The 11,620-nt window shown below is 65.8% G+C and carries 11 protein-coding genes; 2 read left to right on the top strand and 9 right to left on the bottom strand.

Annotation, left to right across the window (positions count from 1 at the left end):
- Positions 1-345: 345 nt before the first annotated feature.
- Together BEMPMBAN_RS23440 and BEMPMBAN_RS23435 are read right to left on the bottom strand one after the other, a co-directional pair.
- Entirely contained in the window at positions 346-1,521 is a 1,176-nt protein-coding gene (locus tag BEMPMBAN_RS23440) for an NAD(P)/FAD-dependent oxidoreductase (protein ID WP_159233653.1), read from the bottom strand.
- A gap of 70 nt (positions 1,522-1,591) precedes the next feature.
- On the bottom strand, positions 1,592-2,038 hold the full coding sequence (locus tag BEMPMBAN_RS23435; RefSeq protein ID WP_159233652.1) for an Rv2324 family transcriptional regulator: 447 nt from the start codon (positions 2,036-2,038) through the stop codon (positions 1,592-1,594).
- A gap of 113 nt (positions 2,039-2,151) precedes the next feature.
- On the opposite strand from BEMPMBAN_RS23435, the gene ddaH reads away from it, so the two are divergent.
- The gene (ddaH, locus tag BEMPMBAN_RS23430; protein ID WP_159233651.1) at positions 2,152-3,012 is read left to right on the top strand and encodes a dimethylargininase; all 861 of its coding nucleotides are present in this window, start codon (positions 2,152-2,154) and stop codon (positions 3,010-3,012) included.
- A gap of 41 nt (positions 3,013-3,053) precedes the next feature.
- On the top strand, positions 3,054-4,274 hold the full coding sequence (gene rocD, locus BEMPMBAN_RS23425) for an ornithine--oxo-acid transaminase (protein ID WP_159233662.1): 1,221 nt from the start codon (positions 3,054-3,056) through the stop codon (positions 4,272-4,274).
- On the opposite strand, the gene BEMPMBAN_RS23420 is transcribed toward rocD, so the two are convergent.
- From BEMPMBAN_RS23420 to rpsL, 7 genes are all read right to left on the bottom strand, one after another.
- The gene (locus BEMPMBAN_RS23420; protein WP_159233661.1) at positions 4,271-5,104 is read right to left on the bottom strand and encodes a mycofactocin-coupled SDR family oxidoreductase; all 834 of its coding nucleotides are present in this window, start codon (positions 5,102-5,104) and stop codon (positions 4,271-4,273) included. The two genes, rocD and BEMPMBAN_RS23420, sit on opposite strands and share 4 nt — an antisense overlap.
- 81 nt (positions 5,105-5,185) lie before the next feature.
- Positions 5,186-6,025, bottom strand: coding sequence for an SHOCT domain-containing protein (locus tag BEMPMBAN_RS23415; RefSeq protein WP_159233650.1), 840 nt, complete (start codon positions 6,023-6,025; stop codon positions 5,186-5,188).
- A gap of 47 nt (positions 6,026-6,072) precedes the next feature.
- Positions 6,073-6,837, bottom strand: a complete 765-nt coding sequence (locus tag BEMPMBAN_RS23410; protein WP_159233660.1) for a cutinase family protein — start codon at positions 6,835-6,837, stop codon at positions 6,073-6,075.
- A gap of 219 nt (positions 6,838-7,056) precedes the next feature.
- Positions 7,057-8,247, bottom strand: coding sequence for an elongation factor Tu (tuf, locus tag BEMPMBAN_RS23405; protein WP_159233649.1), 1,191 nt, complete (start codon positions 8,245-8,247; stop codon positions 7,057-7,059).
- Positions 8,248-8,338: 91 nt separating this feature from the next.
- Entirely contained in the window at positions 8,339-10,441 is a 2,103-nt protein-coding gene (fusA, locus tag BEMPMBAN_RS23400; RefSeq protein WP_159233648.1) for an elongation factor G, read from the bottom strand.
- A gap of 64 nt (positions 10,442-10,505) precedes the next feature.
- Complete coding sequence (gene rpsG, locus BEMPMBAN_RS23395) at positions 10,506-10,976, bottom strand: 30S ribosomal protein S7 (RefSeq protein WP_159233647.1); 471 nt, start codon at positions 10,974-10,976, stop codon at positions 10,506-10,508.
- Entirely contained in the window at positions 10,976-11,350 is a 375-nt protein-coding gene (gene rpsL, locus BEMPMBAN_RS23390) for a 30S ribosomal protein S12 (protein ID WP_011558401.1), read from the bottom strand. The genes rpsG and rpsL overlap by 1 nt, the downstream gene beginning before the upstream one ends.
- Positions 11,351-11,620: the final 270 nt, after the last annotated feature.

Here is an 11,620-nt window from a genome sequence, read left to right as displayed (position 1 = left end):
ACCGTGCGGACCACCAACTCCGCGATCGCCGCCAACCGCCGCGCCGCCACCTGCGCTTCCTCCCGCGCCAACCGCTCGACCACACCCACCAACGCGTCATCAGCCACACCAGCGAACAGCGAGTCGAACATACGTGCGATTCTACGGCCAGCCACCGACATCGGCTCCTGGCAAGGTCGCGACTTGTGGATAACCGCGGCTACGGCTGGAAGGTTGTGGATGTGGCTCGATCACGACACACACCAAGGCCCTCTCCGACGAGAAGACCCGCCGGATCCTTGCTGCGCCGACTGGGGGATGCCTGCACGGAAGCTCCACCGACACTCGGCGTCGGTGTTCCGGGCGCTACCCCAGAACGTCGGCGATCGGTGCTCCCGCGGCGATCTTCGAACGCGCCTTCATGACCTTGCCCGGCATCCCGCCCCCGACGACGCCGACCACAGCGCCGTCGCGCTCGTAGTACGCCAGGAACTTGCGACCGTCGTCCTCGACGATGTGCACGGTATCGGTGGCCTCGGGCTCACCCAGACATTGGATCTTGACGTCGTACTGGTCGCTCCAGAAGTACGGGACCGACACGGCGGCGGGCGCATCCTGCCCGAGCAGGGCAGGCACCAGCGCCCGGGCCTGGTCGGCGACATTACTCCAATGTTCTACGCGCACTTGGCCTCCCACGGTGTCACGCCAGGACGCGACGTCCCCGATGGCCCAGACGTGGGGGGCACTCGCGCGGCCCGCGTCGTCACAGACCACGCCGTTGTCGACCGCGATCCCGCTGCCGTCGAGCCACTCGGTCGCCGGCCGGGAACCGATGCCGACGACCACGAGGTCGGCATCGAGTTCGGTGTTGTCTCCGAGGGTGACTTTCTGCACCCGACCCTCACCGGAGACCTCGGTGACACCCACGCCGCAGCGCACATCCACGCCCTCGGCCTGGTGCAGCCGGGTGACCAGGCCGCCGATCTGCTCGCCCAGCACCGACGCCAGTGGCGCCGGCTGCGGCTCTACCAGCACCACGTCCACTCCGAGGCCGCGCATGCTGGCGGCCACCTCGCAACCGATGAAACCCGCGCCGATCACCACCGCGCGGCGGGCCTCCCCCGCAGCCCGACGCAGTGCGAGGCTCTCGTCCATCGAACGCAAAACGAAGATGCCCTCGAGATCCGGAAACGACGAAATGCGTTTGGGCACCAGACCCGTCGCGATGATCAACTCGTCGTAGCCCAGCTCGCTGCCGTCGGCAAGGGTCAGGGTCTGGGCCGCGGTGTCCAGCGACCTGGCCCCGTTACCGAGCAACACCGTGATGTCTTTTTCGGTGTAGAACTCGGCCGGCTTCAGGGTGACGTCGTCGGTCTCCGAGCGCAGCACCTCTTTCGACAGCGGCGGCCGATCGTAGGGCAGATGCTCCTCATCGCTGACGATCGTGATGGCTCCGGCGTACTCGGAACGACGCAGTTGCTCGGCCGTGCGGGCAGCGGCCAGCCCACCGCCGACGATCACGATGCCTCCAGATGTGGTCACTTGGGTGTTCTACACGATCGAGTCGCACCGGTGTGCGCCACCCCACAGGTTCGGCGTCGTGGAACGGCCGTCAGCCAGGTGCCCGGTCGATGAGGTTGGACAGCACCACGATGCTCTCGCTGCGCTCGATGTCGGCGGAAGCGCGGATCCGTTCGAGGGCCTCCTCGAGGTGACGCATGTCGCGGGCGAGCACATGCAGCACCGCGTCAGACGTTCCGGTCACCGTGGCCGCACTCACCACCTCCGGGATGTCCTGCCACGCCGCACGCAGCTCATCAGGCGCGATCGTGCCGTGGCAGTACACCTGGACATAAGCCTCGGTCGTCCAGCCCAGCGCATTGCGATCGATGACGGTGGTGAATCCCCGGATCACGCCGCTGTCGAGCATCCTGTCCACCCGCCGCTTGACTGCTGGTGCCGACAGATTCACCCGCTGCCCGATCTCGGCGAACGTCGCCCGCGCATGCTCGGCCAATTCGGTCAGAATGCGCTCGTCGATCTCGTCCAGACGGTCCACGGTTCCTCCTGCGCAACAAACATACACAATCCGCTCTCTGGCACAATGAACAGTGGCTAGACACGCAATAGGTGTTGATTGATTGCGTCAAGAGCCATCCATATCGTTGATTCATGACACCAACCGATGTCGCGGCAGTCGTCAGGGCGCCCGTCACCGAGTCCGCCCACCGCCGGACGGCCCGACCGCGCCGGTACCTGATGACCCCGCCGGAGTACTTCACCGTCGAATACTCGATCAACCCGTGGATGGACACCTCCGCGCCGGTGGACACGGGGCGTGCGATGGATCAGTGGCGGGCGCTGCGTCGGACCTACACCGAGCTCGGCCACAGCGTTGACCTCGTGGATCCCGTGCCGGGGTTACCGGACATGGTCTATGCAGCCAACGGCGGGTTGATCGTCAACGGCAAAGCCGTGGTGGCCCGCTTCACCCACGCCGAGCGCCGCGGAGAATCCGTCGCGTACGCCGAGTGGATGGCGGGCCACGGTTACCCGGCCGCCGAGACCCGCCACGTCAACGAGGGCCAGGGGGATCTTCTGGTGGTCGGCCCGGTCATTCTGGCCGGCTACGGTTTTCGCACCGACCGGCGAGCCCACGAGGAGATCGCCGAACACGTCGGGATGCCGGTCGTCGGACTGGAACTCGTCGACCCACGCTTCTACCACCTCGACACCGCGCTGGCCGTCCTGGACGACAACACCATCGCCTACTACCCGCCGGCGTTCACCGAGCATTCCCGCGCGACGCTGTCCCGGCTGTTCCCCGACGCCATCGAAGTCGCCAGCGGCGACGCCTACGTTCTGGGCCTCAACGTCGTCTCCGACGGCCTCAACGTCGTATTACCTTCTGCTGCAACGGGCTTCGCCGAACAACTGCGGCAAGCGGGCTTCCGCCCCGTGGGGGTCGACCTGTCCGAGCTGCTCAAGGGCGGCGGATCGGTCAAATGCTGCACACTGGAGGTACACCCATGACGATCGCCGTCGCGGGCCGCGACAGTTCTACCGTGGAGACCATGACCACGGACGCCACCGACGCCACCATCGACCTGGACCACCGCCACGTCGCGCACAACTACTCGCCGCTGCCCGTGGTCGCCGCCGGCGCCGAGGGCGCCTGGATCACCGACCTGGAGGGACGTCGCTATCTCGATTGTCTGGCCGCGTACTCGGCGGTGAACTTCGGCCACCGCAACCCGGAGGTGACGGCGACCGCGCATGCACAACTCGACACCGTCACGCTGGTGAGCCGCGCATTCCACTCCGACCGGCTCGCGCCGTTCTGCGCCGCCCTGGCCGAATTGTGCGGCAAAGACATGGTGCTGCCGATGAACAGCGGCGCCGAGGCGGTGGAGAGCGGGATCAAGGTCGCCCGCAAGTGGGGCGTCGATGTCAAAGGCGTGAACACCGCCAACATTGTGGTGGCACGCAACAACTTCCACGGCCGCACTACCACGATCATCAGCTTCTCCGACGACGAGACGGCGCGCCGCGGCTTCGGCCCGTACGCCCCCGGGTTCCGTACCGTGCCGTTCGGCCCGGACGATCCGTACGCCGAGGCGATGGCCGCGGCGATCGACGACGACACCGTCGCCGTGCTGATCGAACCCATCCAGGGAGAAGCAGGCATCATCGTCCCACCCGATGACTACCTGCCGCGGGTACGCACCTTGTGCACGCAGCGCAACGTATTGCTGATCGCCGACGAGATCCAGTCCGGGCTGGCACGCACCGGGCGGACGTTCGCCTGCGACCACTGGGGCGTGGTGCCCGATGTGTACCTTCTGGGCAAGGCGCTCGGTGGGGGCGTCGTCCCACTGTCCGCAGTGGTTGCCGATCGAGACGTCCTCGGAGTGCTGCATCCCGGCGAGCACGGTTCGACGTTCGGCGGCAACCCGTTGGCAGCCGCGATCGGCAGCACCGTGGTCGACATGCTGCGCCGCGGCGAATTCCAAACCCGATCAACCGAACTCGGCGCTCACCTGCACGCCAGACTCCGCGGGCTGATCGGTCAGGGCGTGGTCGGGGTGCGCGGCAAGGGACTGTGGGCCGGCGTCGACATCGATCCGGTGCACGGCAGCGGCAAACAGATCAGCCTCAGGCTCGCCGACCGCGGAATCCTTGTGAAGGACACCCACGGATCGACGCTGCGGTTCGCGCCGCCACTGGTGATCACCGCAGACGAGATCGACTGGGCCGTCGGTCAGCTGGGCGAAATTCTCGCCGAAACCGCCTAGTACTTGGCGGTTCCGCGGTCGACGGCGATCTGGGAACCCGAGATGGTCGCCGACCCGTCACCGGCCAGCCAGGACACCACGTCCGAAACCTCTTCGGGCGTCATGAATTCCTTGAGGCCTTTCTTGCCCTGGTGATGCACGGGCTGATACGGCATCGGGGAGAAGCTGTGCAAGAAAGCCGGGTACTTCCCGAAGATCTCCATCATGGCGTCCGGCTCGACCATCGGCGTGTCGATCGAGTACGGGTGGATCGAATTGACCCGGATCCCGAACTCGCCCACCTCGATCGCCAACGCATTGGTGATCGCCACCAGACCGTGCTTGGAGGCCGAGTAGTGTCCGTTGCCCGGAGTGGCCTTGGTGCCCGCCGACGAACTGACGATGATGATGGAGCCACCGTTGCCCGCCTCGATCATCGCCGGAACCGCTGCCCGGATGGTGCGCCAGGTTCCGTTGAGGTTGACGTCGATGACGCTGTCCCACTGCTCCTCGGACATCTCGAACATCCGGCCCCAGCTGAGAATGCCGGCGTTCGCGACGACGATGTCCAGACGGCCGAACTGTTCGACGCCGTCGGCGACCACCTGCTGCAATGCGGCCAGGTCGCGGATGTCGACCTCGCGGGCGAGCACCTTGCGGCCGGTGGCTTCGACCAATCGCACCGTCTCGGCCAGATCCTCGGAGGTGGGCATCGGGTAGGTGACCGTCGGCGACACCGGACCACACACGTCGATCGCGATGATGTCGGCGCCGTCGTTGGCCAGCCGGACGGCATGCGCGCGTCCCTGACCACGCGCCGCTCCGGTGATGAAGGCGACGCGACCTTCCAGGGCTGCACCAGCTGACACGACCGCTCCCTTCGTTGCCCACGAGGCAGCATCAGGCTAACAGCAGAACTAGAACGCGTTCTACTAGAGTTCCGAGATGATCTCCCGGCGTTTGGCGGTGTACTCGTCCTCGGTGATCGCGCCGGTGGCCCGCAGCGTCTCGAGCTGCTCGAGGCGCTGGGACGGCGTGGCGTCTTCCGGCGCACTGTAGGAAGCACCGGTCGGCACCGGCGGAGGCGGCAGCGTCTGTTGCGCCGCCGCGTGCCGCACGATGGCTTGCACCTGTTGTCGCGCTGCCGGATTCGACCGTAGGTCGATCATCTGGTCCATACTGATGCCGTTCGCCTTGAGGACCTGCAGGATCTGCATCAGCGGCTCGGTCTGGCCGGTCAGATCGTAGGTCCGGCCGTCCAGCCCGTCCTGCTGCGAGACGCTGAACGTCGCCGGCATCAGCCCGGCCACCAAAGCGCTCCGCTGCCAATCGATCTGGTATTCGCTGGTGGCCGGATCCACCAGCGCGACCAATTTGCGGCTGGTGATCATCGGCAGTCGCGACACCGACGCGATCACCTGGTCCTGGGTGGCAAACGGCGTGATGCCGGGTCCGGAGATCTGCAGGTCGAGCTTGACCAGAGGCCGGTCGTTGATCCGGGTGTTGGTCTCGTGGATGCCGGTGACCTGAGCCAATGCCAGCACCCCGGACGCCTCCAGCTGCTGGGTCTTGGCAGCCGACCTGGAGCCGAACCCGGTGATCGCCAGCGCGATCAACACGTCGACGGCGGTGATCAGCAACCCTGTCCAGAACATCCACTCGAGCATCGGGTCGGCGCCCGCGACGAAATAGATGACCAGAAAGATCGGGCCGACGATGCCGCACAACAGGACCAGCAGCTGCACCCGGACATAGCGCCAGAATGTGGACATGCCCAGATTATCGCCAGAGACGGCGGCCCCAGCGAGCTAACCGGGCATCAACCGGCGGCGACCACCCGGGGATTGGCGATCTGGTTGTCGGTCGGCGCCGGACCGAGCAGCTGGTACAACGGCCGGGTCCACGAGGTGCCGGACGACGAGCGGGCGTAGCTGGTGTGCACATTCACCGCCGCGGACGGGACGTCTTCGGCGTCGGGATCGTAGTCGCAGACGGCGTCGCCGACGTCGCAGACGCTGATCGTGCGGCTGCCGATCGAGACGGGCAGCGGGGCCGGAGCGCGGGCCAGGATCGGCCAGTCCTGAGCGACGCCCTTACCGGCACCGGGGACTGCGGTGACCGTACCCAGGTTCAGGGTGGGATCCTGCGGCAGCCGGTCACCGTCGGCGATCAGCAACGCCGCGGCCAGGTTCGGGCTGGCGTCGAGCGCGTGCAGGTTGCGGTGCACCACCATCGCGCCCTGCGAGTAGCCGGCGAGCACCACCTTGGTGGTGGGGCACTGCGCGACGAACGCCGCGTACTGCTGGCCGAGCGCGGCAGCGCCGGTGTCGACGCTGCCCATGAAGCCGGCCCAGTCAAGGATGCCGCCGTCCAGCGGCACCGCGGTGGCCGGGTACTCGACGGCCTCGGCGGTGATCGTGCGACCGTCACGCGCCAGCAGCGTCTGCAGATCGTTGAAGGACTTGTGGACCACCCGGCCCATCCCGGCATCAGCCGCGAGAAGCGCACCGTCACGCTCACCGGAACCGGCGGCGCCGATCAGGTGGACGTCGGGGCAGGCGGGCTGCGCCTGCGCGGTGGCCATGGTCAGGGAAGCGAAGGCAGCGCCACCGATGACGGCGGCGCTGACCAACGATGCGAAACGACGAACCAAAATACCCTCGATCAATCGGCGGCCGACCCCTCTGCGGCCGTTGACCGGTACATCGGCGGACCGGTCGCGGCCGTTACAGCGTGTCGGCCGCACACGAAAGTGGCGCCCACCCTGTCGGGTGAGCGCCACTGTTCGTTGGCAGAGCCTAGATCACTTGATGATCTTGGTGACCCGGCCGGCGCCGACGGTACGGCCGCCCTCGCGAATCGCGAAGCGCAGACCCTCGTCCATGGCGACGGGCTGGATCAGCTTGACGGAGATGTCGGTGTTGTCACCCGGCATCACCATCTCGGTGCCCTCCGGCAGCGTCACCACACCGGTCACGTCGGTGGTGCGGAAGTAGAACTGCGGACGGTAGTTGTTGAAGAACGGCGTGTGACGGCCGCCCTCGTCCTTGGACAGGATGTAGACCTGGCCCTCGAACTCGGTGTGCGGGGTGGTGGTGCCCGGCTTGATGACGACCTGGCCGCGCTCCACGTCCTCGCGCTTGATGCCACGCAGCAGCAGCCCGACGTTGTCGCCGGCCTGGCCCTGGTCGAGCAGCTTGCGGAACATCTCCACACCAGTGACCGTGGTCTTGGTGCTGGTGGTCTTGATGCCGACGATCTCGACTTCCTCGTTCACGTTGACCACGCCGCGCTCGACACGACCGGTGACCACGGTGCCGCGGCCGGTGATCGTGAAGACGTCCTCGACGGGCATCAGGAACGGCTTCTCGGTGTCGCGGACCGGGTCCGGGATCGACGCGTCGACGGCCTCCATGAGCTCCTCGACCGACTTGACCCACTCCGGGTCGCCTTCGAGGGCCTTGAGCGCCGAGACGCGCACGACCGGGGCCTCCTCGTCGAAGTCCTGGGCGGCCAGCAGTTCGCGGACCTCCAGCTCGACGAGCTCGATGAGCTCCTCATCGTCGACGGCGTCGGCCTTGTTCAGCGCGACCAGGATGTAGGGCACGCCGACCTGACGCGCCAGCAGCACGTGCTCGCGGGTCTGGGGCATCGGACCGTCAGTGGCGGCGACCACCAGGATCGCTCCGTCCATCTGGGCGGCACCGGTGATCATGTTCTTGATGTAGTCAGCGTGACCGGGGGCGTCGACGTGCGCGTAGTGACGCTTGTCGGTCTGGTACTCCACGTGGGAGATGTTGATCGTGATGCCGCGCTGACGCTCTTCGGGCGCATTGTCGATCTGGTCGAATGCGCGCGACTCGTTCAACTCGGGGAACTTGTCGTGCAGAACCTTGGTGATTGCTGCAGTCAGCGTGGTCTTGCCGTGGTCAACGTGACCGATGGTCCCGATGTTGACGTGCGGCTTCGTCCGCTCGAACTTCGCCTTCGCCACTGTGGTGTCCTCCTGGACTGTGTTGGTGCTTCTTCTAAAGCAGTGTTGATTTTTTCAGTTGTGTGGTCCCGTCGGGCGACGGGGTCCGGTTTTACTGACCCGTCGCCTTCGCGATGATCTCCTTCGACACGTTCGCCGGAACTTCGGCGTACGAGTCGAACACCATGGAGTAGTTCGCCCGGCCCTGGGTCTTCGACCTGAGGTCTCCGACGTAGCCGAACATCTCCGACAGCGGCACATGCGCCTTGACGACGCGGGCACCACTGCGCTCCTCCATGGCCTGGATCTGACCACGGCGGGAGTTCAGGTCGCCGATCACTTCACCCATGTAGTCCTCGGGTGTGGTGACCTCGACAGCCATGATCGGCTCGAGGATGACGGGCTGCGCTTGCTGCGCAGCCTTTTTCAGTACCTGCGAGCCGGCCACCTTGAACGCCATCTCCGACGAGTCGACCTCGTGGAAAGCACCGTCGAGCAGCGTGACCTTGATGTTCACCAGCGGGTAGCCGGCCAGCACGCCGTACTGCATGGCGTCCTGAGCACCGGCGTCGACCGACGGGATGTACTCGCGCGGGACGCGGCCACCGGTGACCTTGTTCTCGAACTCGTAGGTCGCACCGTCCTCGCCGGTGAAGGGCTCGAGGGAGATCAGCACCTTGGCGAACTGGCCGGAGCCACCCGTCTGCTTCTTGTGGGTGAACTCGACCTTGTCGACCTTGCGCTTGATGGTCTCGCGGTAGGCGACCTGCGGCTTGCCGACGTTGGCCTCGACCTTGAACTCGCGGCGCATCCGGTCCACCAGGATATCCAGGTGCAGCTCGCCCATACCGCCGATGACGGTCTGGCCGGTGTCCTGGTCCAGGTGCACCTTGAAGGTCGGATCCTCCTCGGCCAGCTTCTGGATCGACAGGCTCAGCTTCTCCTGGTCACTCTTGGTCTTCGGCTCGATCGCCACCTCGATGACCGGATCCGGGAACGTCATCGACTCGAGGACGACCTGATCGTTCGCGTCGGACAGCGTGTCGCCGGTCGTGGTGTCCTTCAGGCCGATCACCGCGTAGATGTGACCCGCCGCTGCGGTCTCCACCGGGTTCTCTTTGTTGGAGTGCATCTGGAACAGCTTGCCCAGTCGCTCCTTCTTGCCCTTGGTGGCGTTGACCACCTGCGAGCCGGAGTCGACCTTGCCCGAGTACACCCGGACGTAGGTGAGCTTGCCGAAGAACGGGTGGGTGGCGACCTTGAACGCCAGCGCCGAGAACGGCTCGTCGGTCGACGGGTTACGGATGACCTCGACGTCCTCCTTGTTCGGCGCATGGCCGACCGCGGGCGGCACGTCCAGCGGCGAGGGCAGGTAGTCGATCACCGCGTCGAGCATGGGCTGCACACCCTTGTTCTTGAACGCGCTGCCGCACAGCACCAGATACGCCTCGGAGTTGATGGTGAGCTTGCGCAGCGCACCCTTGATCTCCTCGGTGGACAGCTGCTCGCCGCCGAAGTACTTCTCCAGCAGCGACTCGTCGGTCTCGGCGACCGCTTCGAGCAGCTTGGTGCGGTACTCGTCGGCCTTGTCCTGCAGATCGGCCGGAATGTCGACGACGTCGTACTTCTCGCCCAGCTTGGCCTCGGCGCTCCACACCTTGGCCTTCATCTCGACCAGGTCGACGACGCCGGCGAAATCGCCCTCGGCACCGATCGGCAGCTGGATCGGGATGACGTTGGCGCCGAGGCGCTCTTCCATGGTGCGCACCGAGAAGTAGAAGTCGGCGCCGATCTTGTCCATCTTGTTGACGAAACAAATGCGCGGGACGTCGTACTTGTCGGCTTGGCGCCAGACCTGCTCGGACTGCGGCTCGACACCTTCCTTGCCGTCGAAGACGGCCACGGCACCGTCGAGCACGCGCAGCGAACGCTCCACCTCGACGGTGAAGTCGACGTGACCAGGCGTGTCGATGATGTTGATCTGGTTGTCGTTCCAGAAGCAGGTCGTGGCGGCGGAGGTGATGGTGATCCCCCGCTCCTGTTCCTGCTCCATCCAGTCCATCGTGGCGGCGCCGTCGTGTACCTCACCGATCTTGTAGCTGATACCGGTGTAGTAGAGGATGCGCTCGGTCGTCGTCGTCTTACCGGCATCGATGTGCGCCATGATGCCGATGTTGCGGACCTTCGTGAGGTCGGTCAGCACGTCCTGTGCCACGGCTAAATTCCCACTCTTTCGCTTGCTAGATAGGTGTTCTGTGTGCTGCCCCGAGGGGCCGTGATCACCAGCGGTAGTGCGCGAAGGCCCGGTTCGCCTCGGCCATCTTGTGGGTGTCCTCGCGTCGCTTGACGGCGGCACCCAGGCCATTGCTGGCGTCCAGGATCTCGTTGGCGAGCCGCTCGACCATGGTCTTCTCGCGACGGTTCTTGGAGAAGGTGACCAGCCAGCGCAGCGCCAGCGTGGTCGACCGCTCCGGGCGGACCTCGACGGGCACCTGGTAGGTCGCGCCGCCGACACGGCGACTACGCACCTCGAGGGCGGGCTTGACGTTGTCCAACGCGCGCTTGAGGGTGACGACCGGATCGGTGCCGGTCTTGTCACGAGCCTGTTCGAGCGCACCGTAAACAATGCGTTCGGCCAGCGATTTCTTCCCGTCCAGCAGCACCTTGTTCACCAGCTGGGTGACCAGCTGGGACCCGTAGACCGGGTCGTTCACCAGCGGACGCTTCGGCGCGGGCCCTTTGCGCGGCATCAGCTCTTCTCCTTCTTCGCGCCGTAGCGGCTGCGGGCTTGCTTGCGGTTCTTCACGCCCTGCGTGTCGAGCGAGCCGCGGATGATCTTGTAGCGCACACCGGGAAGGTCCTTCACACGACCGCCGCGCACCAGCACCATCGAGTGCTCCTGGAGGTTGTGACCCTCACCGGGGATGTAGGCGGTGACCTCGACCTGGCTGGTCAGCTTCACACGGGCGACCTTGCGGAGCGCCGAGTTCGGCTTCTTCGGAGTCGTCGTGTACACGCGAGTGCACACGCCACGGCGCTGCGGGCTGCCCTTGAGGGCCGCCGTCTTCACCTTGGCGATCTTGTCGCGGCGACCCTTGCGGACCAGCTGGTTGATGGTTGGCATGTACCGGCTTCCTGTGTAGCTCGTCGTTGTGACGTGTCGTTCTTCGTACTTCTGAAGTTCTGTGTCCTGCAGTTTTGCCCCTCCCCGTTACCCCGGGGCCGGGCGTGTCGCACGCGGCCGCCGAGGAAAAGGTCGAGGCGGTGCCTGCATTTCCAAAGCATGGCGGACATGCGAAGTTGCCCGGCGTGCAGGCATGCTCGTGAATCGTAAAAGACACAAGCGCCCTATTTGCCAGGCACGATCGTCCACAATACCAGGGCAGACCGCACC

The organism is Mycolicibacterium austroafricanum, from assembly GCF_902705885.1.
Classification (GTDB): domain Bacteria; phylum Actinomycetota; class Actinomycetes; order Mycobacteriales; family Mycobacteriaceae; genus Mycobacterium; species Mycobacterium vanbaalenii_A.
This window is presented reverse-complemented; position numbering and strand designations above follow the sequence as displayed.

Coding starts and splice junctions, on each gene's coding strand:
- rpsG (WP_159233647.1), bottom strand. CDS start 10,976: ATGCCGCGCAAAGGGCCCGCGCCGAAGCGTCCGCTGGTGAACGACCCG.
- rpsL (WP_011558401.1), bottom strand. CDS start 11,350: ATGCCAACCATCAACCAGCTGGTCCGCAAGGGTCGCCGCGACAAGATC.
- BEMPMBAN_RS23415 (WP_159233650.1), bottom strand. CDS start 6,025: ATGTCCACATTCTGGCGCTATGTCCGGGTGCAGCTGCTGGTCCTGTTG.
- ddaH (WP_159233651.1), top strand. CDS start 2,152: ATGACACCAACCGATGTCGCGGCAGTCGTCAGGGCGCCCGTCACCGAG.
- rocD (WP_159233662.1), top strand. CDS start 3,054: ATGACCACGGACGCCACCGACGCCACCATCGACCTGGACCACCGCCAC.
- BEMPMBAN_RS23410 (WP_159233660.1), bottom strand. CDS start 6,837: ATGGCCACCGCGCAGGCGCAGCCCGCCTGCCCCGACGTCCACCTGATC.